Raw genomic sequence first — 24732 nt, forward strand, 5'->3', positions numbered from 1 at the left:
AAAATTGGTGTAATTTCTCATCATGTTATTACTATATGCACTAACAGCTTCATTACCATACACCATACTTTCATAGTTATCTTTAAATTCTTTTTTATTGACTCTTCCAAACTGTTATAGTATCTTTTGATAACTTACTCTTCCTTACTTACAAGTATTCTCTCGATTAAAGTCAAATGCTGCTTCAACGCCATTTTTCATTAACTTTTGTAATAATACATCAAGCCCATCTGCATAATAACAATGGATTTCCTCTTTATATAATGGTAATAATGTATGGAAGTAGATTGGCCAGTCACCCTCTATTCTTTTACCATCCTCACGAAATTCCATTTTGAATGCACCTGAACATTGTGGAAGCGGTGGTACAACCATAACACCAGAAAATTTCGTCTCTTCACTATATGGATGAATTGGCGCATTTAGATCTTGTTCTGCTCCACCTAACTGGGCTACATATGAATTTTTCAAATATTCCTCTGATTGATTTGGAAATACAAGCCACTGCCCCAACCAATATCCATTTCGCATTACATCTTTTCCAAAGTTCTGTAAAAGGCGTAAAGGCCAAGCGTATTTCGAACTCGCCAAAGCGGATACTGATACATCCCAATCCTTCGGTAGATGCATGACAAGCTCTGCATAACCACTATCTACACTTGATGGAGCTGGCATACGGAAATAGCTATTTCGATACGTTACTACTGTATGACAATCAACCATTTTATTTGGTCCAACATCATATAATTCTACATCGGTGATCATTTTTGTATTTGCTTCTATATGATTCGTAATCATTCCATAATGCTGCTGAATATGTGACTTAAAATCTTCTATTGACGTTGGGCGTATCATTGGATTATTTTCTATTTCTTGTTCATCATTTTTCTCATCAGATTCCCATACTAATTTAAAACGAAACCCTTTCAATCCACTATTTGTAACTCTTTCTTTAAAAGCATCTGATACAAATATTTCTACAGATGTAATAGGGAAATCTCCTAACGAATGCTGCGTGTTGCTATTGCGAAATATATGCTGATTTTCTACTTTTTCTGGGATAAAGATAAACTCATCGTAACCACCGTATTTAGTAGGAACCGATTTTCTATGATCCACACACTCAAAAATATTCGTTACATTTACAGCATAACAACTATATGTTTCATGTAACAGAGGCAAACACTCTACTTGATCCTCTATTAAATCATTTAAAATATGTATAGCTTTTTTTGTAAAAATAGGTGGGTTAGGAAATGACTCTCCTTCAAAACTTAATAAATCGGCTTTTTCCTTATGTTTATATGTTTTCATTTGAATCGGTTTCCATGTACTAAGCATAGGTGTACCATTAAATCCATCATCAAATACTTCTTGTTCACTTTCACTATAAGTAGTTACTTCATCATAACCTGATAGATTTGTTAGTTGCCATATTTTCATGTAAACTCTCCTTATTCTCAATCTTTGTACAAGAATTGTATTTTCCCTGTTAATAAACCACTTCTTATCTCTGCAATGAAAGATAGAATTTCTTGTTTTTTACCTGCTTTTGAGAGGATCCTTTCATCTAATTTATCTATCTCTATCAACCTTTTTTCTAAATAATCTATATATTCTTGTCCATGTCTAAACATCATATTCCCTTTTTCATTCAAATTATTCCATGCACTATGAGTAACCTGCCCTGGCCAATTAGGGTGATAGTTTTGAGGCAGAAACACACCGTTTGCAGCCGCGTTCCCATCTATACCATATTTCTCTATGTACTTCCGTAACTTCCCTTGATTATAAGGAATAATATGGTGTGCTTCATTTTTGGGCGACCTTTTCACACCTAAATTTTCCAACTCATGACCAAGTATTGTAGAAGGCTGTTTAGACGCTGCATGTTCCTTAGTTAATTGCGTCCATTTTTCATCACTTCTTATTTTAGTTGCATAATCATCAGCTATTTGACTCGCTTGTTCTCTCAAAGATTTTATCTGATCAAGATTTACATCATGCCCCTTTTTTAGCTCTTGATTTATATACTTTAATTCACGCTCAGTTAAATGTTTTCCATCACCGCTGACACATGTAAGTTTCCCTTTCCAGTCATTTGGATGAATCTTTTCATTTTTTAAAGAGTTAGAAAACCATGCTATACTCTCTTCATTTAATCCTACATCATTTAGAATTTCTTCACTATTTTTTAGCATAAGTTCTTGTTCTGCTAATTTTTCACTCGGAAGAATATTCTTTTTCGTAAGAGAAGCCTCTACACCCTTAATCTCATCATCTATAATCTTATTACTTGCTGTATGATGCTTATTCACCCAGCTTTGTAAATCTGTACCACCTTGTTTAGATATTATTAAGCCATTTCCGTCAACTTCAAAGCTTTTCGATTTCGCTGTCATATCATCTATGCTTTTGGCCATTTTTTCACCAAGTTGATACATCTGTTCATTTCCGGATTTCTCCATTTTAAGACTTGCTAGTTTCGCACGGTCAAGCATAATAGCTTTATTATCACGCAATGATTGTACCACATTTTTACCCAAATTTGGATTGAAACCAGGCATTCCTTCTTTGAATTTTAATAATTTCGCTAAATCAGCTAATTCATTCGTGCCTTTGAATGCTTTTACTCCTTTTCCTACTGCTCCAACAACTGGGATTGCGTCTAATCCGCCAAAAATAATGTTTGCTGTGCGTTCTTCTTGGCTCAATTTCCGGTGTGTTCCCCAGTCTTCTCCGTCGATACCGCTTTTTATTTGTACAGCGCCGTATACTACTGCGGCAGCGGCCCCGAGTGGTGGGCAAAGGATTGTTGTGATGATGATTCCTACGCCTATTCCTATGTCTCGTATCATTTCTAGTTTTTTCTGTTCATCTTCTATCGATTTGTATTCAAATCCTCGTGTGGATGGGACTACTTTCTTGTATTCTTCATAATTTAGTTTTGCATCTGGATTTTGTTTTTTTAGTTCTTTGTATTCCCCTCTCAGTACGTTATCAAATGCAGGTGAATCTTTAAAAATATCTTCTACTGTTATTTTATCTTTTTTCGTCTGTATTGTTTGTGGTATACTTCCGTACCCTGCGTGCGCATCTGGTAATACTGTCGTTGTTGTAGAGCCAATTCGGTTATTTGTTTCGAAACTGAGAATAGATGTATCTCTCATTTTTTGAGCGAATTTATCCATTTCTACTAAAAAAGGTTTATCTATATGTTCAGAGACTACTCGCCCTGCTTCTCCGCAATATTTTTGTAATGTCGAATAGCTATCAAGTAATTCTCCGATTTTTTGCGATTGATCTTTTGGGTTAAAATGTATACTACCATCCGAATCTGAATCTCGTATTCTTCCATCAATTCTTTTTAATAATTCATTTGCGTCCCGTAATTTCATGAGAGCATCTTTTGTAATTCGATTCATACCATCTCCCATGTCTTGCCATGGTTCAGGTCTATATTTCACATCCATTTCGTTTTCATCCCCCAGCCGTATGGTGATTTCTACAACTTACTTAATCTTTCACGTAATTGTTCGTCCTTTTCAAGCATTTCCACGCATACATTTCCTACAACTTTCGCCGATCTAGAATAGTGTTCAGCCAATTCAAGTGTTTTGTGTAATATATCAGGATATTTTTCAATTACTCTCATCGCTTCACCTTTTTGATAAAAATCACAGCTTAGTAAACTCTCAATATTCGTTCCAATGACGTCTACATGGATTGTATATATGTTTTCTAACTTCATTACTATATCAAGTAGTTCTTGAAAATTAACTAATACTTCTTCTCCACCACTAGAACCGCCATCTCCCATTGATACTTGCATTATTCAATACCTCCTAACGAGAATTGTCTCGGGTCAATTAATTTTTTATACGGCATTTTTAACACGTCATACAATTTCTTATTAACCGCATAGAGGCTCACCCAGTCATATCGATTACGATCTACATCTATTTGAACGAAATCTTCTCCTTCAGTGAAATATAAGAAACATTCCCATTTTCCTCCTCTATTACTCCGAGGCCTCGTATACGTTTCCATCACTATAACGTCTTTATTTGATAAATCTTTTTCCTCAAATGTTTGTTGTTCTGTTTCTGTCATTCTCTTTGAGAAAAATGTATCTTCTATTTCCCTCGGTTCTCTCAACAAGAAAGGGATGCGTGTTAATAATGAAAAATATACGTCTGGCTTTGGTATGTAGTCGATCTCGTATTTTTTATTTAGCTCTACTTCTGTTAATACAGCCACTCGATCTTTATCATGTTTCAAAAAACCAATTAATACATTATTAATTCTCGTGTATTCATGACAATTTTCATATTCCTTTAATAGCTCAATAATTTGAAAAGCTGCAGGGGTAATTCCATTTTCGCTTGTAAGTAAGCCTTTTTCTTTTAAACTCGTAGTTGCTTTTGTGACACATTCTTCATCAAGTAAAATAATTACGTCACGGTTTGGCAATCCAAATATATCCGTAACCCCAGCTGCACCTGCGAGAACATATAATTCAGCAGGTGCAAAATTCATTTCTTTTCCCATTCTTTTATCCCTCATTTCTCCATCACAACTGTTTTATCGCCCTTACTTCCGGTCTATCTCCGTACGTCTGAATACTTTTATCTAACTCTTTCAAAGCTTTCGTATGTCCTTCAAATGCCTCTACCATTTCTGAGTTATATTGAATGATTAAATCTAGATAACTTAAAAAGGCATCTCTCGTTTTTCCATTCCAGTTCGCACATGTAACGTATGCTTTTAAGTTTTTCGCTTGGTTTAAAGAATCCTTCATACCATTTTCAATATTTTGCGCGTAAGAAATGGCACTTGCAGTGTTACTTCCTATAATTTCAACCTCTTTACCACTCATGTGGGTTCCCCCATTCTTTATATGTTTAATGGATAAGATTTTCAATTTCCTTTTTCTTTTCTTCAAAAGCCTTGGTCGCTGCATTGTATGCGGACGCTTTCTCCGCTTCTGCTTTCGCTTTATATTCCAAATACTTTGCATAAGCTGTACCTATCGCAGATCCAACATCGCTTAATGCACTTTTAAAATAGGATAGTACTGTATTTAATTCTTCATCCTTTTCATGACGTTTTTGTTCAAATTCAACTGCCGGAATTTTATTAGCTTCTAAGCCATTACTTTTACTCTCATAATCTCTCCTCGCTGATTCAGCATCTTGAATGAATCGTTTTAACTCTCTTTCTTGATCTTTTAAATAATCATGTAATTTATCATACTGATCTCGTTTCCTCGCGCTTTCTGTAAAACCCGATGCATTTAAAAAAGCATTATATAATTCATCTAACATCTTTCTCCCCCTTTATTACAATAACTATGTAGTTAAATTCGTATATTTAAACATGAATATTCATTACATTGAGAATTTATAAATAATTATTTTTGCATATTGCTATTCTATCAAAGGGGTTTTAACATTTCCATATTTTATAAAAAGGTTTCGCATTTTTCTTCAATTAAATAGCAATGAATATTTATTATCTAAAAATTATAGTTTTATATAGATTATTGGAATTTTATCCACATTAAGTGAATTAATTACAAATGATCATCATTTACATGTTATAATTACGATGTGTACATTTAGCTGTATTAGCTGTATTAGATGTATATGTGTAATACGTATATTTAATAAAGTTAAATTAAACTGGGGAGGCTTTCTCAAATGGGCAAGAAAACAAGCAAAGCTAAAAAAATTTTGGGATTCGTAATCACCACAGCACTAGCAACTACAATGATGGTAGGCACAGCAAACGCACAAACAACTACGAATAACTATAAAGTAGCTGGCAATGCGAACACTGTATTTACAGATGTACCAAAGGACCACTGGTCAAAAACTGCTATTGATTACTTAGCAGCAGCAGGGATTTATAAGGGATATGGAAATGGAAAATTTGGTTTTGGGGACAACATTACTAGAGGACAGGTTGCTTCTTTAGTCAATAGACATTTAGGTTTAATAGCAGATGATAAACAGGGAAATATGTTTAGTGATATTACAAATCATATGTTTGAAAAGGATATCAAAGCCATTGCGCAAGCTGGAATTATGACAGGTGATGGAACAGGTGCATTTCGTCCAGATGACGCATTAAATCGGTATGAGATGGCAGTAGTATTGCAAAAGGCATTTCAATTAAACTCAAAAGGACAAGAGAACTTTAAAGATGTACCAAAAGGTCATTGGGCCTATGAATCTGTAAATACGCTACGTAGTAACCGGATATCCCAAGGTGACGAGTCTGGTAATTTTAATGGCAACATGCTTGTGAAACGTGAGCAGTATGCACAATTTTTCTATAATGCAATAGCAAAGAACAGATCTTATAATTTCAACATCAATACAAAAGAAGAACTGAAACAAATGTTAGCAACAGCTTTACAGGATGGGACGTTTGGTCCATTTAAATTAGATGTACTGGGTAAAGATATATCTGAGGTAAAAAAAGAATTTGGAGTGCCTGATGTTTGGAAGCAAGCACCATGTACAGAATGTGATGCACCTACTACAGCGGTATATGGAGATTATAATATTGATATGTACCCTTCGGACGCTAGATATATATGGGTAAAAATGGATATCACTATCGATGAATTAAAAGAGTGGTTTGGTGAGCCAGATGGAATTGGAGAGGATATGACTAGTGAAGGCTTTATATATAATCGAGGAAGCTATTCTCTTTATTTCAGCTTCTCTGATGGTTATATTCAACGCGCTGAAATATCTAAAAGTGAACATCATTAATACGTTACAAGCAATATAAAATATATAAAGCATAAAAAAATCCTTCAAGAACGTGCCTTTTCTTGAGGGATTTTATTTTATTTCTATCTATTTAACATAATACAAAGCTGTAAAACTACTACTGATTAAAGTTCCACTTTATTTTTCTTAGTGCTCCGCATTCCATTCACTTAAATACGTTGCATATTCTAGTTCATCTGGATCATCATATAACATAGAAATAAACTCTAATTTATTTCCATCACAATCTAGAAAATATACGCTTGCAGCTGGCATCCACCTTTGGACAATTGGTTCTCGATTTCCTTTCCCTTGACTCCCTACTACCTCTATTCCACGCTTCTCTAACCATAATTTTGAAGCATTTAAAAACTCTAAATCTACACGAAAAGCGAAGTGTTTCGTCTCAAATTCTTCATTTATATGTACTTCCCATAATCCGAGCATTTGTTTTTTATTTTCTCCTACCCAAAAGAACGCAACTCGTCTTTTCGATAGTCTTTTTGCTAATGCTAAACCTAACTTATTTTGATAGAAATCTATTGCCTTTTCTAAATTTCTGACATGTAAATGAGTTTCATATATGCTTTGTATCATTATATATTTCTCCCTCCTTTCTAATTTTTTTAAAATATGTTTTGTTTTTATCATACAAATTAATATATTTTTAAACATCCTACTTTTGTATAATTGTTCTTTCCTTCAAATGTATAGGTATCCAGCTCTATAACTGATGTCCCAATCCTAAAATTCAATACATTAATCATCCTTAAATTTACATTTTCATGTAGTTAGTTTCTCTCTATACTACCTTCACTAACAAAGATCTCTAGCTAAGCCTTTCATTGTTCAGTAAAAAAACAAGCCATCCAACTCAAATGAATTGGATGGCTATTTGTTATGAGATTACTTCAATTTCCCCTCAAAAACAATTTTTCTACCGCATGGTTCAACTTCTGTTTTGCCGTTTTTCTTCACTTCATGAAAGATTGGTTCTTCCATGCGACGAGACGGTGCATATCCTTCTTGTTCCATACGCGCTAAGCAGTCTGTAATTGTTTCGTTTTCGAGTACTTCAAATTTCTTTTTATTAGGTTGTTTTGTCATGCCCTAACCTACTTTCTATTTTTCTTGATGCGAATTGATTCTTCATGTAGACCATATATACCATTGCGAGAATTCCCATTATAATCATAACCGCAATAAAAAAGCTTGTATACTGTATTTTTTCTATAAATACGCCTCCTAATACAGGTCCCATAATACTTCCTATACTAAAGGCGATTCCGGATAATATATTACCCGCTGGTAGTAAGTGTCTCGGTAATAAATCTGTCATAAATCCAAGCCCTAGTGAGAAGCACGAGCCAATGACCATACCTGCTATAAGCATACATGCAAAGACGATCCAGTAATATTGATCAAATACTGCTGCAAGTAGGAAAATGCCCGTACTTACACTGAACGTCCACGTTAAAATACGGTCTCTTCCGTATTTATCACTTAATATACCGAGCGGGATTTGTGTAATAATACCTCCAACTGCGAATGCTGGTAATAAGAAGGAAACTTCCGATACAGACCATCCTTTACGAAGCGCGTATACTGGTAAGTTACTATTTAACATCGCTTCAAGTACGCCGTATGCGAGCGGACCAATTAGCGCAATCCAAGCTAATCCAACGACTTGTTTATAACGAGAAAAGGATGATTCACTTTCAGTTTTTGCCTCATCTTGTGCTGGAAATGCATTTTTCGTTGGTAGTAGTAAAAGCCATCCTATTAAGCAAAGTATAGTAGATACGATAAATGGTGTTGCAAGACCGTACTGAACAGTGCTTGCTAAATACGGGCCAACTGCGAAACCAATTCCGAAGAATACACCGTATATCGATACTTGTCTACCTATTTTACTCGGGTCTGATGTTGTCGTAATCCATGTTTGTGTTCCGACATGAAGCATATGATCTCCGACTCCAACTAGAAATCTAAGAACGAACCATACCCAAAATGAAAAAGTTTGTGTAAAAAAGAATAATGAAATAATAACGAGAAACCCACCAATAACGATAATTGGCTTCATTCCAAACTTTTGCATCGGTTTTTCAAGAAACGGTGAAATAACTAATATCCCAATATATAATGCCGTCGCATGAATACCGTTAATACTTGAACTAACCCCTTCTTGTTCAAAAATCATTGCAATGGCAGGTAAAAGCATCCCTTGTGACAAACCTGAGATTGCTACAATTCCAACCATAATCCAAAAAGTAAAACGCATCGACATCCCTTTCCCCTCTCCTTTTCACGCTTTCCACTTTTCATTATAAACTGTTTCTTCAAATGCGTGTACGAATATTCATAATAAAAAAGAAACTAAAAGAATGAACCTTTTAGCTTCTTATCCTTCCCATACTTGCGCTTTCACATTGTAATGAAAATGCTTAAAATATGGATTTTCATAAAATGAAGGCCCAAATAAAATCGGATGTGTATGGACCATTGATTGCTGCACTTGCAAAGGAACTACAGCTGATGAAACTTCCATATACATCGGATTTATAATCATTTTTATATATTGATGATCATTATATGGAGAATGATATATTAAAAATGGATTATGCATTGACTCTCTCCCCTTATACATACAAATGCTATAGTATATGCAAGTTTTATATTTCGGGAATTATTTATTGTCTAACCAATCCTCTACATGTTTTATAAACACATCTAAACAATCTATAAACGGTGAGTGTCCGCAATCTTCTAATATCTTCAACTCTGCATTTGGCAAATGTTTTGCTAATTCCTCACCGACTACTTGCGGTACGACGTAATCTCTGTCACCTTGTATGACGAGTGTTGGAGCTTTAATATGATGAATTTGCTTATTCCCCTCTACAACCCCGTTATGTTCATCCGAAATATTAAATGTAATGAGCGCATAATTCACATCTACGAAATTACGTTGCGTTAACATATCATCTAAATACTTTTCATAACGATCCGGTTCAGGTTGATTATGTGTATATATTAATAGATTCCATACTGTACGGTAATATAATTTATTCATATTTTTTATCGCATCTAGCACTGGAGCAATTTGTACGGGATCTTGCGCGATTTCTTCTTTCGTCTTTACTAAACTTGATACGATCGGTTGCCCGTTAATATCTTTTTTAAAAATTGGATATCCCTTCATTCCCACTGATTCTACTAAAATCAACTTTTCGACAAATGTTGGATGATTCGCTGTAAATTGCATCGCAACACCACCGCCCATTGACCAGCCCATTAATGAAAATTTTTCTAGTTTTAATTGATCGATAAATAGTTTTACATCTCTTGCAAAGTCTTGTAAAGAATCTATCGATTGATTATATGTTGATTGGCCAAATCCTCTTAAATCAAGAGCGTAAATATGGTATTGATCTTGCAACTTTTCAATAACTAAATCCCAGTGTTGTGACGATGTCATGTTCCCGTGAATGAGTACAAGAATTTCTGTATTTTGCCTTCCAACTTCCTGATACGCAATCGTTTCTCCGTTCGATAGTGAAACAAACTCCATTGTTGCAGGCTTAATCATCACAAGTTCCCCCATTCTTTTAATAGAAAGAAAATTCTTTACTTAATTAAAGAATAACATGTAGAATGTACGTTCTCAATACAAAATCTATACGAAATTTCCACATAAAACAACATGTCTATTACTAGACAAGTAAAATAAAAAGGTATATAGTTAGCTAGGTAACTAATTTGAAAGGATCAAAATACATGGACGAAAAACAACATTTTTTCCACATTGTCAGTCAAACTTCTCGTAAGTTTACGAAGAAATTTAATGAACGTGTATCTCCAACAGGATTATTTAGTGCGCAATGGGCTGTTATTTTCCGCATTAATCAAACTGGATCTTGTACCCAAACAGAATTATGTCAGTATTTAAATGTTGAATCACCAACGATGACTCGTACGTTAACACGTATGGAAACGATGGGCTGGATTATTCGTACTGAAGGAAAAGATCGCCGTGAAAAGTTGATTTCATTATCTGATACTGCACTAAAAATGATTCCACTATGGCAAGAAGAAGTTGATTCCTTTGAAGAAAAGACGCTAGAAGGTATTAAAGAAGAAGACTTACATGAAGCTTTTCAATTGTTACAACAAATTATCAAAAATTTAGATCATTAATATGGAGGGATGACGATGCAAAGTGAAAAACTTTGGACGAAGGATTTCCTCGGAACTTGTTTTAGTAGTCTGTTTCTCTTTTTAACATTTTACATACTTATGACTACTCTGCCTGTCTATGTTATAGACAGCCTAAAAGGAAAACCTGAGGAAATTGGTTTAGTTGCAACTGTTTTTCTTATTTCATCTGTTTTATGTAGACCATTCACAGGAAAATGGCTCGATGATTTAGGAAGAAAGAAAATATTATTTATTTCACTTTCACTATTTTTAGCCGCTACTGTTATGTATTTCGGTACGCAAAGTTTATTTTTATTACTTGCCCTTCGCTTCTTACATGGTATTGGATTCGGAATGGCAACAACAGCAACTGGAACAATTGTAACTGATGTAGCACCAGCTCATAGACGCGGCGAAGCACTTGCTTATTACGGCGTATTTATGAGTCTACCGATGGTAATTGGTCCTTTTTTAGGTTTAACAATTATTTCTCATTTTTCATTTACTGTACTATTTATCGTTTGTTCAGTATTTTCATTACTCGCATTTTTATTAGGATTACTAGTCAATATTCCGCATGAAGCACCAGTAAACAAACAAAAACGAGAAAAAATGAAATGGAAAGACTTAATTGAACCATCTTCTATTCCAATCGCTCTAACAGGATTTGTTTTAGCCTTTTCTTATAGTGGCATTTTATCCTTTATTCCTATTTATGCGAAAGAACTCGGTTTAAGCGAAATTGCAAGTTACTTCTTTATTTTATACGCACTTGTTGTGGTCATTTCTCGTCCATTTACAGGGAAAATATTTGATCGTTTCGGTGAAAATGTACTTATTTATCCCGCTATTATTATTTTCACAATTGGGATGTTCATTTTAAGCCAAGCGCAAACTTCATTTTGGTTCCTTGGCGCAGGTATGTTAATCGGTTTAGGATACGGAACATTAATTCCAAGTTTCCAAACGATTGCAATTTCTGCCGCTCCAAACCATCGACGTGGTTCTGCGACAGCTACTTACTACTCGTTCTTTGATAGTGGCATTGGCTTCGGTTCTTTCATTTTAGGTATAGTGGCTGCCAAATCAAGTTATCATAATATGTATTTTATCGCAGCTATTATCGTTGCGTTCACTTTACTTCTATATTATGGATTACACGGACGAAAACAAAAATTCAAGAAACAAAGTACAGACGGACAAATATCTGCTTAACGTTCATAAGGAAAGTAAACTTACCCGTTTACTTTCCTTATTTTGTATTTATTTTAAGACGAGCGTATACTTATAATAGAAACTAAAGGAGGTACCTATATGAATGTAAAGAAATCTCCCCTGCTATTACTGTTACTAGTATTACTATTCGTAGTTACAGGGCTTGGGTTTACTTTTTTTAAAAATAATAAAACGCCCCCCACTAAAGCAAATGTCACAAAAGAAAACTGGTTGGACGATCCTTACTTACGCTGGTCGTATACACATATGAAAGAATTCACTTTAATAAATGAAGTAAAAAACATCCCTGACCAAGTTACTCCCTTCCCTACCGCGTTACAAAACTTAGACGATTTTGCTGTGGAGCGTAGATTTGGAAATACGACTCCTCTAAAAAAACTTTTAGACGAAAACAAAACAGATGCTTTTGTCGTTGTACATAATGGTCAACTTGTTTATGAACGATATTTCAATGGATATAACGAGAGTGAACCTCATGGAATGGCATCATTAGCAAAGGTGTTTACTGGTGCAATCATACAATCTCTCGCTGAAGAAAATCTTATTGATGTAGAGAAAACAGCTGACACTTACATAAAAGAATTAAAAAATACACCGTTTGGAAAAGCAACACTTCAGCAATTAATGGACATGCAAGTTTCCGCTGAATACCCTACTCACGGATATATGCAGCTAGGACTAGAAAATCAAGATGCACAACTATATTTAGCTAGTAATATTTTACCCCGAGGTAAAAATTACGAGGGGCCTATGAAAATTTATGATATGTTACTAGAAGCAGAAGAAACTGCACCACCTGGTTCAGCTTTTTCTTACAATAACGGATCAACTGAAACACTCGCTTGGATTATCCGAACGATTACAGGGAAATCGTTAGCTGAAAATGTAAGCGAACGAATTTGGTCTCAAATTGGTATGGAAGAAAACGCGTATTACGTTACAGATGAAACAAAAGTAGAACAAGCAAGCGCTGGTTTAAATGCAACTGCTAGAGATATGGCGAGGTTCGGACAATTACTATTAAATAATGGTCAATATGACGGAAAACAAATCGTCCCTTCTTCTATTACAGAAAGTGTGAAAAATGTACAAGAAGGTGAGCTCGCAATTGGTCGTGGTGCTTCCATTTCTTATCATAATCAATGGTGGATTCCGCACAATGAACAAGGTGCTTTCGAAGTGTTAGGCAGTTACGGACAAACCCTTTACATCGACCCGAAAGCAAGTATGGTAATCGTCCACTTCTCTTCTAACGCTGCGCCTAGTAATGAAATCCATTCGGTTTATTCCGATATGTATATTGATATTGCACATCATTTGGAGAAGCTTCCACAGTAGTGGAGGCTTTTTTTATTTACCCAAATCCTATTCCAGTTAGTACTTGATTAGTAGGAGTTGCCGAAAGAATTACTATTTAAGCCACGCCTAAACCCCATTTATATTGATAATATTTTAGTAATTTGAAAACACTAGTGCTTAGGAAAGGAGGGATTACAAATGTCTGTGAAAAAGCTATTAACTGGATTAATCATTTCACTTGCGATGATTGTAGTTATGACTACTTTAGGTTCGCTCCGTGTATTTGCCGAATCCGACGTTGTGAGACAGCCTATTGAGGTTGAATTGAATGATGATTACTTTAATCCGAGTATCATCACTGTTCCGGTTGGGAAAACGACGACGTTGCTATTGAAAAACAAAGGAAATAGAGAACATACCTTTACGGTGAAAAAACTCGGAATTGACGCCGAAGTCCCGTCAGGAAAAGAAATAACAATTACCGTAAAACCTGAAACTCCCGGTACATATGAACTAATATGTCGGTTCCACTACTTGAAAGGAATGGATGGAAAAGTAATAGTCCAATAACGAGCGGTACCGGTCGATCCTTACTTTTTTTATAAAGTGAAACTTAAATTCGCGGGGTTGTCCCTCCCCCGCACATTATGAGCTCTCACTAATCAGTTTTTTACTGGTAGCATAAAATCGTTACGCTGTCGTAGCGTACGAAATTTGTGTTTGGTTGGTGCTACCCCATCGCTATCAAGCTAAGCCCATGTAACGTCAATGATAAGCAAGATTGTTTCTTTTTTCGAGAGTCTATACGTAGATGCTTTAAAGATTTGCATACGAAATAAACCCTAACGGGTTTCCTTTTTTGAATTAAGCTGCTTGGTTATCAGACATGGTACCATTATAAACGACACCTAATATATCAAAGACTGTTTTCTTCTCATACCTATGAGATTTTCGCCCGTTTTGCTGTAGGAGATTGAACAGGCGAAGTAACACCTTTGATAGCTCTTGGGTGTTTTTTTGAATAGTTTGGAATAGAAGAAGAAAATAGTCTTTAATCACATATATGGCTTTATACTCACTAAGCTCTCGTTTTTTCTTCATGAGGAGCAATTGGCGCATTTGAAACATGATAGAAGAACAGAGTAGAATGGCAATCAATTGACCATATAAATGGCACTCCAGTCGTTCTGGTTTTATCTTTTTACAATGATGGATTTGAAAGAATGACTTCCACGTTTTAAATAAAATTTCGATTTGCCAACGCAAAGAATACCAGTCATGTACCTGTCCCATCGGGACAATATCTGTAGGGGTGTTTGTCATATATACATTGATACCACTGAGTCGTTTACTACGAGGAGAATACTTTATTCCTTTCTTTTTTTCTCTTACAGCTTGATCTTGTAATCGTTTTTGTTGCTGTTGTTTTGTTAATCGGTGAACAATTACACGAGCTGGCACTTTATCAATCATTCCTACATAAGCATCAGCTATTTCACATGTTTGTCCTGGTTGAAGGGAGCTCATTACCGTCTCCATATCTATCTGTATATACTCTGTACCTTTCTTAATTCTTCCGTCTTGAAAATAATCAGGGTTAGGATTTTTTTGATAAATACGTGTATTCGACTTGATACGAGAGATATAGTAGGCCTCTTTATCTTGTATATATTGAAGGTCTTTTAAATGAAAATAACCTAAATCTCGGATACATAAATCATTCGCTGTCACAGTTGGGGCACACAGAGAGCCGTAAGTGCGATCATGTTGTTTACCTGGACCTGTATGAATATGTAAGAACTGTCCACTTAACAAATCATACTCAAATTGAATTTTTATCCCAGCCGTATGGCTGCATCCTCCTGCACCTGGATAAACCGATGAAAATACATCCGGGAGTTGAAATGCAGTTGAATCTAAAATACGAATACGCTTGAAAACAGAAGTGTATGGAGAAGAAATCGGCATAGATGCGGCCAATTTTTTGCTTAGTAGTTCGGCTAGTAGGTGTTGTAAAAGTTGGACGGCCGCCTTATTAAACCGCTGATTCAGTCCCTCAGGACTGATGAGTACTTCTGTTGATGCTTCTAAACAGCTAGATAACTGAGTTAAAGAGGTCATAGCTACATTTTGGCTCAACCACACACATAAAGCTACTAAATCTTTTGCTTGGTACTTACTGGTTCGTTGTACAAAGCCAACATCTCTAGCAAGATCCCGTAAGGTATTTGGAGATAAAAAACTTTGAATCTCTTGAGCAAATAGTTGTAATTCGTCAGACACAGAAACAGACATAAAAAACGCCATCCTTTCCTATGATTCTATAGAAAGAATAGCGTATTTTTGTAACGGTGACATAAAGTTTGGTAAATTAATATAGATAAACTTAATAAATTTTCATCTATCAACTATACCGAAGTCATATTCGCTATAATCAATTAGTTAGAGAAAAATTTATACTTGTTTCTGTTGTTAGGTTTTCTTAGCGTGACAAAATTCACATTAGTTTATGCTGGAATTTGTTTAATAGTAAATGTTCTCCAAATAGTTCTTCAATGTGTTGCTTGAATTGTTCGATATGTATATTTTCCTCTCCCTTTATAATCTCATTCTCGCAAAAATTATAATTCTATGACTCTATCGCATACTTGTGCTACATATGGATCATGCGTGACAATAACAATTGTCTTTCCCTCTTTATTTAGATTTTTTAAAATTTGTATGATTTCATTTCTATTGTTATCATCTAAAGAGCCTGTTGGTTCATCGGCCAATATTAACTCGCAAGGCTTTAGAAGTATCCTTGCTATGGCAACCCTTTGTTGCTCACCACCTGAAAGCTCGTGTATTTTTTGCTGTAATGATACGCTCAGTCCAACTTTTTCTAAGGCGGCTGCTTTTAATTCTTTCTTTTCCGTCTTTGTTTTTTTTGCATAAATCAAGGGAATTTCTAAATTTTTATTTACAGAATCATTGTCGATGAGTGCATAATTTTGAAAGAGATACGACATTCTTGTCCTCAGAAGCTTATTTGCTTTACTAGAACCCATATTAGGACTCTCTGCACCAAATAATTTAGCGACTCCGCTATCTGGGTTCTCTAGCATTCCTATAATATTTAGAATCGTTGTTTTACCAGATCCGCTTTTTCCAATAATCGCAACCATTTCCCCTTCATAAATTTTTAAATTGAACTCATCTAAAACTGCATGATTTCCATAACTTTTACAAACATCTATTAGTTCACATATATATTGCATGCGTTTATATTAACCTCCCTTTATCACCGTTTTTTTATTTCTTCGTTCCATCGTGATTAATGCAATAATTGAGGCGGTAAATTCAATTAAAATAAGCATTGCCACCACTGTAAGTAATTTCAAATCAAACTCTTTCTTTACGATGAAGCAAATTGATAGTTGTACAATCCACATTAATACAAATTGCAACATGTATCCCTTATATGTTCTAAAAAAATCTACGCCAAATAAGCGATGCACCACTATTTTCTGCTGATTTTTATTGAAATACACAATAATATTCTGTGTTACCAAAAATAATATGCCGACAATTAGTCCACTAGTAACCGTCAATAGTATTTTCATTGTTTTTTGCAGATTGTATATATCTTTTGAAATATATTGGTCAACTGTTACAAGATATCTTAAATTATCATCTAATACTAATCTTTTAAGTTCTGGCTCTAGTGTCTTATACGTTAATCCTGCATCTCGCTTTATCAACTTAATTTTTAAAGGATCCTTCGCCCCTCCGCCTAATATAAGATCTCTTTCTCCAACAAAACTATTCTTTTCTGTCATTACTTCAATAATTTCATCTCTAATTTTGTTATTGTCAGATTTATATACATCTGGATTGAAACTAAAGATTTCCTGATTATTCTTTATCCAAATAATGTCTATTTTTCGATTGCGTAAATGATTCGGGACCTCTCTGTGCATTCTTTTTTCTTCATATTCTATTGCTGGCTTTCTCCGTTCTTCAAAAAAGCGAAGAATTTCCTTTTCCCTGTTCTGATATTTTTCAGGTACTAATAAAATCCAGTTTTCCGTATCTTCTGAAACTTGCACGCGCTGATTATGTATGTCATATAGCGGAAATTCGCGAAGGTAATTATTATTTACGGTAACTGACCAAATTCCTTTATAATCTTTATTTCTAGACAATTCTATTTCTTCATACTCCTTGGAATCAATTAATACCGCTCCCATTTTATTCAAAATAGGATACAAATCACCATTTATACTTGACTCCGTTTTATGCATCCCTTGTTGTTCTTCATCATTCCCTACAGAAAGCGGATAAAAGACACCATAATCTTTGTTTTTCTCCCAGTTTTTTAAATTCACTTGTTTTTCTTTCACTGTAATATATTGTTCTAAAATAGACGTCCCTAATAAAACAAATATAATAGAACAAGTAACTTTCAACAGCGTATTGAATACAAATATACCTTTTGTATCTTTTCTATTTTTAATCATTTGATTGACTTTAATTTTAGAAATATAAAAATATGAAACGAGAGATAATATTGTAATAATGAGATACGTTTTACATTGATCGAACATAATGGTGTAGATAAACCCTGAAGTTACATTTTTTACGAAAGCAGTTGCAAGTACGGAAATACCTATCGATAAAACAAACATACTCGCAATAGTTCTACCTATAACGATAAACCATAAACGCAAATTCGATACCCCGTGCATTTTTATAACGCCAATCCTTTTCGCTTCGTTAAATACATAATAAATGAGAAAACATAGGAGCACGATAAACACCATATACTGAATATAGGATAAAGAATTAATTGGTGAATCGAGAGCTTCTTCGTTATTACTAAGATTCCGTTTAAAATCGTCAGCAACAATATACTGTTTCGGCTTAAAATGCTGATTTAACTTTTTAGAGAAAAGCTTTAAAAATGCATCGTATGATTTATCATCTACTCCTTCTACAACATATCTTCCTGCCATAGGTAAATGTTCGTACGACGTTTGAAGCGGTTTAATTGTAATCACATGATTATCTCCAAAATCTTTTATTACTCCCTTTTGTTTTGTATCTTTCGTATGTACTGTCGATAAAAAAGCATTACCTTGGAATGTGTCTTTTGGCTTTAACACATCCCCCCCACTTAACTGAAACTGTTTAAAATATATCGTTTCAGTTGTTAGTAACACATACTTCAAAATTTCTGCCTGTTCATCTTCATGATACGCAACATTTGTACGAAAAATATTTGTATGTGACTCCTTTGCTGCCTCGAGTAATATAGGATAAATTTCACTAGGATTCGCAAAACCCAGTACATCTGGGATGACAAACTCTTTACCTATCCTCTGTTCTACCTTTTCCATTTTTTCAAATTCTTTATGATCCGTTTGTTGAAATGCAATAAAACCTGACAATATAGAAGCTACAATAAGAAAAAACACAACTACTTTTTTCATAACACCCTCCCCTGTAATATTTTAGTATATTTCAATAAAAATGGAAACATCAGGGTGAATGTTGTCTATATGGGGTCACCATATCATGCCCATCAACTTAAGAATTTTATAACGCTCCAAAACAAAAAATTGTACATTTTCATCTGGAAGTTTCAATTTTCTCGTTTTGGTGTATTTGCTTTTCTTAGCTTGATTGTGATGTGAACGTACCCCTAATAATATTCTTGCTTTTAAATCATTTTTACTGTATTATATTTACGTAGTAATATAAGGATTATGGTATATAAAAAGGAATCAAATCTATAAGTAAGATTTAAATCCTTTTCCAAGGCAAAAAGATTTTGCTAAAATCTAATATAATTTATGCTTGTCTTTTTAATATGTATCTAGTAAAAACATATTTTTTATCAATAGAATTCTGTTTTCAATATAAATGGAAACTTTAAATAGAAGTTTATTAACTCTCAATGATAGGAGTTAGTGTTCTAGAATATAGAGAAACAAAGCACGATACAAAGTAATCTGACAAACCTAAGAAGTATTGTATATTGTTTGCCCATCTCCAGGTAATACAATAAAAGAGCCTTACCTCTCTAGGCAAGACTCTACTAGTTTAGTTGTATAATATTTACATGATAACTAAGAAACAGAAAACATATAACACCAAATAGCAGCACCCTATTACTCCTCCTACAGCTAATACCTGTTTAACCCAACTCTTAAATTTTTGATTACTGTAAATCGCCTGCACTCTTTCCATATTTCCTCCTATTAAGGAGAACCCTTAAAGACTCTCACCTCGCTATAGTACCATTAAAAAATGAATAATAGACATCTAATGTATAAATATGCAATATTGCATACAAAAATTCATTGTTATAATTGTAAGCGCTTACTATAATAAGATTATAAAGATTTATCACATCTTAATACGAAAAAAGAGGAGAGCATAATATGGAAATCGCAATGGCAGTTTTAAAATTTATAGGTGGAGCAATCCCATTAATTCAAGAACTTCTAAAAGCATTTATGTAAGTTCACTATTTAGCAATTATTCACAAAAATTATCATACAAATGATCTGTATATCAAAGATAAATTGATTTACAGATCATTTGCGTGAGCAAGGTCCCTTTAACATGATTAAGGGACCTTGTTTTAATTTTTAAATACTTAAGGTTACACCACACCAACATCAAGTTAGCAAAACAAAATGAAAAATACGCCACCCATTCCTATAATTCTACAAGAAGAATAACGTATTTTTCATTTTAAGGGCATTATAAAACTTTAACTTGATAGTGATGTGGTGCTACCCCATGCCCATCAACTTAAAATCTTAAAGTACCCCCAAAACGGAATTTTATCTCTCTACAATTATTTATGTGAATTCAGCTCGTTTTTTTCGTTTTGGGGGATAAATAGTTTTTTAACTTGATGGATATGTGGCGGTACCCCATGGCCATCAAGCTAAGTTTGTTTGAGGAGATGTACGAGACAGGTGTGAATTTAGGGGAATCCAATATTTTCTATTCAAATATGATAGAATAGAAGTATATCCAAAACGGAGGAACAACAAATGAACTCAAACACAAAACAGTTTATTTATGATATCCAGCAAAGAAAAAACAATTATATGGAAAATGTATTAAAGGCAATACAACACCCTAAAAAAGAGCAATCTGAACAGGTCATTCAAAATATAGTAGAGAAGATGGATATGATGATCAGTTTAGTTACTACTTACATGGTTATTGAATCAGAATCTATGAAAGAATTAAAAGAGCTTCAGGAAGAAATTATTCATGCACAAGCATATATTCAAAAACGAAAATCTGAAGAAACACAGAGATAAAACCCTGTGTTTTTATTTGGTCGTCTATGACGCCAATCTATTATAAATCAAATTAAGGGATTAGGTACACTTACCATATTTTATTCACTAAAGTCATTTCCCTCCAAACAACTCATTCTATAAGACTCCTTTCTAACTTACATTCTTTCTCTCACTATATGATATAAATCCTATAAATATGCTAGAAGGATAATTCATTATATGAACGAAAATAACATTTTAATAAGTTACGTTTTCTATTCCTAAATTACTAAAAAATTATTTATATACGATTCTTTTTTACTAGTTAATAGGTAATGATATAGGGATACTTTGCATGTACATCTAGGTTGTTCCTTTCAGGCTATGTATCATTTTAAATACGCCCTTTATTAGAATAGTGCTCATACTTTTTTTGAGATTCTTTCGTAATACGTGCGTTAAGTAAAATTGCAAACAACAAAAACACTCCATATGTTCCCCCTGTAGCTCCTATGATAACCACACTACTACAAACAAGTACAATTAGTAGGAGCAACGAAACTAAATAAATATGTTCATAGTTCTTTGACATCTTCTCGTATTTTATGCGTTCTTTCCTTGCATCCATCTAAATTCCTCCTTTACATTATCCATTTCACTATCAAATAAATCTCGCCCTTAAAAGGGAAACAATATATCTTTTTAAATAATTAGCTTGTTTTTTTATCAACTAATTTATATAACGTAAAAAGAAATCCTACCAATATTAAGCTTTCCACCATGATAATCCCGACCCTCTCCTTCCGTTTTAACTCCAACACATCAGATAAAAGTAGCAAACAAAAAGGATCCTCCCTTCTTTTAAAGGCTGATCCTTTTCTTCATGCATTCAACTATTCTTGATTAATTAGAATAACAGCTGGTCCATCTACACGAATTCCACCAACTTCGATTTTTTCATAAGGCTCAACTGTAATAGAAATGACCCCTTCCCGCTTCTTTAATTCATTACTTAATTCTTTTGTTAACATTTTTTTCATGTGTGCACTCCTTCTTACTGCTTAATTTATTATTGTTATGTAAATGAAATTAAAAATGGTTTCCTGGTCTGGAAACCATTTTTTGTAGTTGACCATATGGTGTTACCAGTTCGTTTATCAATTTTACGTAAAGAAGAGATAAACAATTACCTATTCACTGTCTCAGTAGATGTAAGGAACTCTTAAAGAGATAGCGGTGAGATCGATTGTTTTTTCTTCTAGAAATAATGACTTAGATAATATATTACCTAAAACAATGAAAGCCCTACCTCTCTTTCATCCTTACGGATCCTTGTCCGTGCCAATGTGAATCAGGATTTCAAAAATCAAGTGACTATTTGATCGCGTTATTTGATGAAACTTCGAACGCTCGTAAAAGAAATTTAAAAATAAAAATGGATTAGATTGAAGTAATAACAAAAGAGGTTTCTACTCAAAAAGTGAGTTGAAGAAGTTGAATATCTTTGAAATGATTTACTTTTAATAATAATCATATTCCCGAAAAATTCAGGATATTTTCGGGGTATGTAATACATTATCTATAATGAATCTTAACAGAAACTTTTTATTTGATTTTCAGTGATCCCTTTAATTAATCCTAGTTCACTAATCAAAAATTCATGTGCGTTATCCAACATTTTTTTTTCGCTTGTATTCAGTGCTTTTTCTTTCTTCATACGTATTAAATCACGTACAACTTCGGCACCTTCTTGTATTTCACCCGTTTTTATTTTGTCCGTGTTCACTTTATACCTTTGTTTCCACGGTAATAATCTATCTGATTCTCCATGCTGAAAAATGTGTATAATGTGTTTTAATGCAAGTATATCAGTAACTGGGCGTATACTCGAACTTAATATTTTCCCCATAGGAATCATGACTTGCATATTACTGATTGACATTTTTATAACATAATACTGTTGCTTTTTTCCTGAGAATTCTTTTTCTTCTATGGCTTCAATTATACCTGCTCCGTGCATTGGATAAACAATGTTATCGCCAATTTGAAACATATAATCCACCTCCATATATGGTAACCTTCTTAACCTTAACATATATGTTGTTTTTTATCAAATATTTTATAATATCATAAAATCTTTTTTGTAGTCAACTACTTTTTTGGTAAAAATTAAATTAAGTAAAAAACACCCCCAAAACAATAGGGAGTGTGTCAGATTCCCCACTTATATTCTGAAATCTCTACTCATTAACATAGATCAGTTTTCCCTTGAAAACGACCAAATCGCTCCCGTATTTTTTTCAATCTTGTGTGGTACTCCATAATCTCAATTCTTGCTTTTTCAGCTAGAGGTGCAATTGGTCGTAAGTCTTTTAAACCCCAATAATCAACCACTACATCAAGTACTGGATGTAATGGTCCATAATTCGCTTCTTTTGCAATCACAGCCATTCTATTTTCAAAATCAGGCATGACAGCACCTGGCATTTTAAAATTTCTAATTATATTGGCAATATGATAGCAATAGTTAAGTTCCAATTCCAAATGTGTTCAAATGACGTCTCGATAAAAAACATAATGAAGGGTCTCATCTTTGGCAAGGCGGCGTAATAATGTAGCAAGATCTGGATCATGCTTACTTGCAATCTTAGCGACATTATTGTAAAACACCATCGTTGCAAGTTCTTGTAGTTATATAAAATAAAAGGGCCTCCTAGGGAATAGGTGGCCTTTTTACTTCAAAAAAAGACTAGCAGTATATACTAGTCTTCTAAATGAGGTACCGCCACACCGCTATCAACCTAAGAAATCAATCACCCCCAAAACGAAAAAAACGAGTTGAATTCACATAAATAACTGTAGAAAAGTAAAAATTCCGTTTAGGGGGTACTTCAAGACCTTAGCATGATGGGCATGTATAGTGCCCCCTAATAAATAACCATGTTCCGCTTCCAACCATTATCAACACTAAATTCTGATTTTTAACTAGTCTTTTTTATCCGTAATTCTATATTTTGATATTTTGTTCCAAATCCTAAAGCAATAGCAGCTCCAATACAACTTGAAAGACAGCCAGCAAATAAATATACAGATAAATCTGATTCGCCAATTATCACAGAAGCTATTCCTCCAATTACAGGGAAAAGTGCTACCATATAACCACTTTTTGCCCCTCCAATTCTATCTACAAGTTTCAAATAGAATAACCATGCTGCAAAAGAAGCAATTAGGGTTAAGTATAGTAAAGCAGATAAGTATGAAATAGATGTTGGAAAGACTAGTTTTTCTCCTTGAAGTAATACAATCGCTCCTATCAATACACTTCCTGCTGTAAAGCCAATTGAATTTGCATATACGGGATTAACCTTATGTTTTGAATTTCTTGCAGAGCTAGCATCTCCTATCGCTGTAAGAATAGTACCTAGAATAGCCATCATAATTCCTTTTACATCATCAAATCCTTTAAAACTGTTTATATTCGGATAGATAAGAATACATACGCCTAGCACTCCTAGAATTCCTCCAATTAAAACACGAGAATGTAGCTTCTCTTTCAAAAAAATTCGAAGGGCAATTGGAGTTAAAATAACTTTCAATGAAAAAATCAAAGTTACGATAGCGGCAGAACTCATTATAGTAGCATAATAGAGACATAGGTAACTCAATGCAAAATTGCAAATGCCAAATAAAACGACAAATGGAATATCTTTTCTATTAGGTTTTCCATTAGGTTTAATAAACCATATGAGAACTAAAAATAAGATTGCCGTTAGAACTAAACGGTATAATAACGAGAGTTCTAGACTAACTGGTGTACCTTGAATCTTAACTACAATAAAATTAAGTCCCCAAACAATTAAACAAAATAAATACATAATTTTAACCAACTTATCATCATTCCTCTTAAAAAATATTGTATGAATTCC

Annotated in this window: 24 protein-coding genes and 2 pseudogenes; 7 read left to right on the forward strand and 19 right to left on the reverse strand. The window is 33.9% G+C overall.

The annotated features are described in order from the left end of the window. Positions 1–144: 144 nt before the first annotated feature. The 6 genes from LCF45_RS15745 to LCF45_RS15770 are packed head-to-tail and all read right to left on the reverse strand — an operon-like array spanning position 145 to position 5327. The gene (locus LCF45_RS15745; protein WP_087962558.1) at positions 145–1443 is read right to left on the reverse strand and encodes a suppressor of fused domain protein; all 1299 of its coding nucleotides are present in this window, start codon (positions 1441–1443) and stop codon (positions 145–147) included. A gap of 17 nt (positions 1444–1460) precedes the next feature. After that, positions 1461–3473 carry an AHH domain-containing protein gene (locus LCF45_RS15750; protein WP_263892953.1) on the reverse strand — a complete coding sequence of 671 codons (2013 nt, stop codon included), beginning with the start codon at positions 3471–3473 and terminating at the stop codon, positions 1461–1463. 32 nt (positions 3474–3505) lie between these two features. Further along, a complete protein-coding gene (locus LCF45_RS15755; RefSeq protein WP_002013799.1) occupies positions 3506–3832 on the reverse strand; it encodes a hypothetical protein in 327 nt (108 codons plus the stop codon). Further along, positions 3832–4551, reverse strand: a complete 720-nt coding sequence (locus LCF45_RS15760) for a DUF5081 family protein (RefSeq protein WP_263892954.1) — start codon at positions 4549–4551, stop codon at positions 3832–3834. The genes LCF45_RS15755 and LCF45_RS15760 overlap by 1 nt, the downstream gene beginning before the upstream one ends. Positions 4552–4573: 22 nt before the next feature. After that, a complete protein-coding gene (locus LCF45_RS15765) occupies positions 4574–4879 on the reverse strand; it encodes a WXG100 family type VII secretion target (RefSeq protein ID WP_002110836.1) in 306 nt (101 codons plus the stop codon). Between the two features lie 25 nt (positions 4880–4904). Further along, positions 4905–5327 carry a hypothetical protein gene (locus LCF45_RS15770; protein ID WP_002137256.1) on the reverse strand — a complete coding sequence of 141 codons (423 nt, stop codon included), beginning with the start codon at positions 5325–5327 and terminating at the stop codon, positions 4905–4907. A 375-nt stretch (positions 5328–5702) separates the two neighbouring features. Between LCF45_RS15770 and LCF45_RS15775 the strand changes: the two genes are divergently transcribed. After that, positions 5703–6785, forward strand: a complete 1083-nt coding sequence (locus LCF45_RS15775) for an S-layer homology domain-containing protein (RefSeq protein WP_033730817.1) — start codon at positions 5703–5705, stop codon at positions 6783–6785. 147 nt (positions 6786–6932) lie between these two features. Here the strand turns inward: LCF45_RS15775 and LCF45_RS15780 are convergent, their stop codons facing one another. The 5 genes from LCF45_RS15780 to LCF45_RS15800 all read right to left on the reverse strand — a co-directional run bounded on the left by LCF45_RS15780 (position 6933) and on the right by LCF45_RS15800 (position 10389). Beyond that, the gene (locus LCF45_RS15780) at positions 6933–7382 is read right to left on the reverse strand and encodes a VOC family protein (RefSeq protein ID WP_002185408.1); all 450 of its coding nucleotides are present in this window, start codon (positions 7380–7382) and stop codon (positions 6933–6935) included. A 309-nt stretch (positions 7383–7691) separates the two neighbouring features. Beyond that, entirely contained in the window at positions 7692–7892 is a 201-nt protein-coding gene (locus tag LCF45_RS15785) for an NETI motif-containing protein (RefSeq protein WP_000166305.1), read from the reverse strand. Continuing rightward, positions 7876–9072, reverse strand: a complete 1197-nt coding sequence (locus LCF45_RS15790; RefSeq protein WP_002128162.1) for an MFS transporter — start codon at positions 9070–9072, stop codon at positions 7876–7878. The genes LCF45_RS15785 and LCF45_RS15790 overlap by 17 nt, the downstream gene beginning before the upstream one ends. Before the next feature lie 114 nt (positions 9073–9186). Beyond that, positions 9187–9411, reverse strand: a complete 225-nt coding sequence (locus tag LCF45_RS15795; protein ID WP_002128163.1) for a hypothetical protein — start codon at positions 9409–9411, stop codon at positions 9187–9189. A gap of 60 nt (positions 9412–9471) precedes the next feature. Beyond that, a complete protein-coding gene (locus LCF45_RS15800; RefSeq protein ID WP_002013809.1) occupies positions 9472–10389 on the reverse strand; it encodes an intracellular short-chain-length polyhydroxyalkanoate depolymerase in 918 nt (305 codons plus the stop codon). 173 nt (positions 10390–10562) lie between these two features. Here LCF45_RS15800 and LCF45_RS15805 point away from each other — a divergent pair, with 173 nt between their 5' ends. From LCF45_RS15805 to LCF45_RS15820, 4 genes are all read left to right on the forward strand, one after another. Continuing rightward, positions 10563–10982, forward strand: a complete 420-nt coding sequence (locus LCF45_RS15805; protein ID WP_002128165.1) for a MarR family winged helix-turn-helix transcriptional regulator — start codon at positions 10563–10565, stop codon at positions 10980–10982. 15 nt (positions 10983–10997) lie between these two features. Next, positions 10998–12197: an MFS transporter gene (locus LCF45_RS15810; protein WP_263892956.1), complete on the forward strand. Its 1200-nt coding sequence runs from the start codon at positions 10998–11000 to the stop codon at positions 12195–12197. A gap of 99 nt (positions 12198–12296) precedes the next feature. After that, a complete protein-coding gene (locus LCF45_RS15815; RefSeq protein ID WP_263892957.1) occupies positions 12297–13556 on the forward strand; it encodes a serine hydrolase domain-containing protein in 1260 nt (419 codons plus the stop codon). Between the two features lie 159 nt (positions 13557–13715). Continuing rightward, positions 13716–14087: a cupredoxin domain-containing protein gene (locus tag LCF45_RS15820; protein ID WP_002084529.1), complete on the forward strand. Its 372-nt coding sequence runs from the start codon at positions 13716–13718 to the stop codon at positions 14085–14087. Positions 14088–14381: 294 nt separating this feature from the next. Here LCF45_RS15820 and LCF45_RS15825 read toward each other — a convergent pair whose 3' ends face one another. The 3 genes from LCF45_RS15825 to LCF45_RS15835 all read right to left on the reverse strand — a co-directional run bounded on the left by LCF45_RS15825 (position 14382) and on the right by LCF45_RS15835 (position 18991). Beyond that, positions 14382–15812, reverse strand: coding sequence for an IS4 family transposase (locus LCF45_RS15825; protein ID WP_263892958.1), 1431 nt, complete (start codon positions 15810–15812; stop codon positions 14382–14384). 326 nt (positions 15813–16138) lie between these two features. Beyond that, entirely contained in the window at positions 16139–16777 is a 639-nt protein-coding gene (locus LCF45_RS15830; protein ID WP_215576337.1) for an ABC transporter ATP-binding protein, read from the reverse strand. 9 nt (positions 16778–16786) lie between these two features. Further along, on the reverse strand, positions 16787–18991 hold the full coding sequence (locus tag LCF45_RS15835) for a bacteriocin-associated integral membrane family protein (RefSeq protein ID WP_215576336.1): 2205 nt from the start codon (positions 18989–18991) through the stop codon (positions 16787–16789). An 848-nt stretch (positions 18992–19839) separates the two neighbouring features. Here LCF45_RS15835 and LCF45_RS15840 point away from each other — a divergent pair. Together LCF45_RS15840 and LCF45_RS15845 are read left to right on the forward strand one after the other, a co-directional pair. Then, a pseudogene (locus LCF45_RS15840) lies at positions 19840–20026 on the forward strand (hypothetical protein). Positions 20027–20569: 543 nt separating this feature from the next. Next, positions 20570–20845: a hypothetical protein gene (locus tag LCF45_RS15845; protein ID WP_063225674.1), complete on the forward strand. Its 276-nt coding sequence runs from the start codon at positions 20570–20572 to the stop codon at positions 20843–20845. Positions 20846–21200: 355 nt separating this feature from the next. Here LCF45_RS15845 and LCF45_RS15850 read toward each other — a convergent pair whose 3' ends face one another. The 5 genes and pseudogenes from LCF45_RS15850 to LCF45_RS15870 all read right to left on the reverse strand — a co-directional run bounded on the left by LCF45_RS15850 (position 21201) and on the right by LCF45_RS15870 (position 24681). Then, positions 21201–21434 (reverse strand): hypothetical protein, encoded by a 234-nt coding sequence (locus tag LCF45_RS15850; RefSeq protein WP_263892959.1) that lies wholly within the window; start codon positions 21432–21434, stop codon positions 21201–21203. 265 nt (positions 21435–21699) lie between these two features. Next, on the reverse strand, positions 21700–21846 hold the full coding sequence (locus LCF45_RS15855) for a BC1881 family protein (protein WP_000738549.1): 147 nt from the start codon (positions 21844–21846) through the stop codon (positions 21700–21702). 551 nt (positions 21847–22397) lie between these two features. Then, a complete protein-coding gene (locus LCF45_RS15860) occupies positions 22398–22859 on the reverse strand; it encodes a CarD family transcriptional regulator (protein ID WP_002131165.1) in 462 nt (153 codons plus the stop codon). Positions 22860–23053: 194 nt separating this feature from the next. Beyond that, positions 23054–23497 (reverse strand): annotated as a pseudogene (locus LCF45_RS15865) (acyl-ACP desaturase); the annotation flags it as partial. A 290-nt stretch (positions 23498–23787) separates the two neighbouring features. Beyond that, positions 23788–24681 carry a DMT family transporter gene (locus tag LCF45_RS15870; protein WP_033713434.1) on the reverse strand — a complete coding sequence of 298 codons (894 nt, stop codon included), beginning with the start codon at positions 24679–24681 and terminating at the stop codon, positions 23788–23790. Positions 24682–24732 lie beyond the last annotated feature (51 nt).

Source organism: Bacillus sp. 41-22, from assembly GCF_025809295.1.
GTDB lineage: Bacteria > Bacillota > Bacilli > Bacillales > Bacillaceae_G > Bacillus_A > Bacillus_A mycoides.

Coding starts and splice junctions, on each gene's coding strand:
- LCF45_RS15745 (WP_087962558.1), bottom strand. CDS start 1,443: ATGAAAATATGGCAACTAACAAATCTATCAGGTTATGATGAAGTAACT.
- LCF45_RS15750 (WP_263892953.1), bottom strand. CDS start 3,473: ATGGATGTGAAATATAGACCTGAACCATGGCAAGACATGGGAGATGGT.
- LCF45_RS15755 (WP_002013799.1), bottom strand. CDS start 3,832: ATGCAAGTATCAATGGGAGATGGCGGTTCTAGTGGTGGAGAAGAAGTA.
- LCF45_RS15760 (WP_263892954.1), bottom strand. CDS start 4,551: ATGGGAAAAGAAATGAATTTTGCACCTGCTGAATTATATGTTCTCGCA.
- LCF45_RS15765 (WP_002110836.1), bottom strand. CDS start 4,879: ATGAGTGGTAAAGAGGTTGAAATTATAGGAAGTAACACTGCAAGTGCC.
- LCF45_RS15770 (WP_002137256.1), bottom strand. CDS start 5,327: ATGTTAGATGAATTATATAATGCTTTTTTAAATGCATCGGGTTTTACA.
- LCF45_RS15775 (WP_033730817.1), top strand. CDS start 5,703: ATGGGCAAGAAAACAAGCAAAGCTAAAAAAATTTTGGGATTCGTAATC.
- LCF45_RS15780 (WP_002185408.1), bottom strand. CDS start 7,382: ATGATACAAAGCATATATGAAACTCATTTACATGTCAGAAATTTAGAA.
- LCF45_RS15785 (WP_000166305.1), bottom strand. CDS start 7,892: ATGACAAAACAACCTAATAAAAAGAAATTTGAAGTACTCGAAAACGAA.
- LCF45_RS15790 (WP_002128162.1), bottom strand. CDS start 9,072: ATGTCGATGCGTTTTACTTTTTGGATTATGGTTGGAATTGTAGCAATC.
- LCF45_RS15795 (WP_002128163.1), bottom strand. CDS start 9,411: ATGCATAATCCATTTTTAATATATCATTCTCCATATAATGATCATCAA.
- LCF45_RS15800 (WP_002013809.1), bottom strand. CDS start 10,389: ATGGGGGAACTTGTGATGATTAAGCCTGCAACAATGGAGTTTGTTTCA.
- LCF45_RS15805 (WP_002128165.1), top strand. CDS start 10,563: ATGGACGAAAAACAACATTTTTTCCACATTGTCAGTCAAACTTCTCGT.
- LCF45_RS15810 (WP_263892956.1), top strand. CDS start 10,998: ATGCAAAGTGAAAAACTTTGGACGAAGGATTTCCTCGGAACTTGTTTT.
- LCF45_RS15815 (WP_263892957.1), top strand. CDS start 12,297: ATGAATGTAAAGAAATCTCCCCTGCTATTACTGTTACTAGTATTACTA.
- LCF45_RS15820 (WP_002084529.1), top strand. CDS start 13,716: ATGTCTGTGAAAAAGCTATTAACTGGATTAATCATTTCACTTGCGATG.
- LCF45_RS15825 (WP_263892958.1), bottom strand. CDS start 15,812: ATGTCTGTTTCTGTGTCTGACGAATTACAACTATTTGCTCAAGAGATT.
- LCF45_RS15830 (WP_215576337.1), bottom strand. CDS start 16,777: ATGCAATATATATGTGAACTAATAGATGTTTGTAAAAGTTATGGAAAT.
- LCF45_RS15835 (WP_215576336.1), bottom strand. CDS start 18,991: ATGAAAAAAGTAGTTGTGTTTTTTCTTATTGTAGCTTCTATATTGTCA.
- LCF45_RS15845 (WP_063225674.1), top strand. CDS start 20,570: ATGAACTCAAACACAAAACAGTTTATTTATGATATCCAGCAAAGAAAA.
- LCF45_RS15850 (WP_263892959.1), bottom strand. CDS start 21,434: ATGGATGCAAGGAAAGAACGCATAAAATACGAGAAGATGTCAAAGAAC.
- LCF45_RS15855 (WP_000738549.1), bottom strand. CDS start 21,846: ATGAAAAAAATGTTAACAAAAGAATTAAGTAATGAATTAAAGAAGCGG.
- LCF45_RS15860 (WP_002131165.1), bottom strand. CDS start 22,859: ATGTTTCAAATTGGCGATAACATTGTTTATCCAATGCACGGAGCAGGT.
- LCF45_RS15870 (WP_033713434.1), bottom strand. CDS start 24,681: ATGTATTTATTTTGTTTAATTGTTTGGGGACTTAATTTTATTGTAGTT.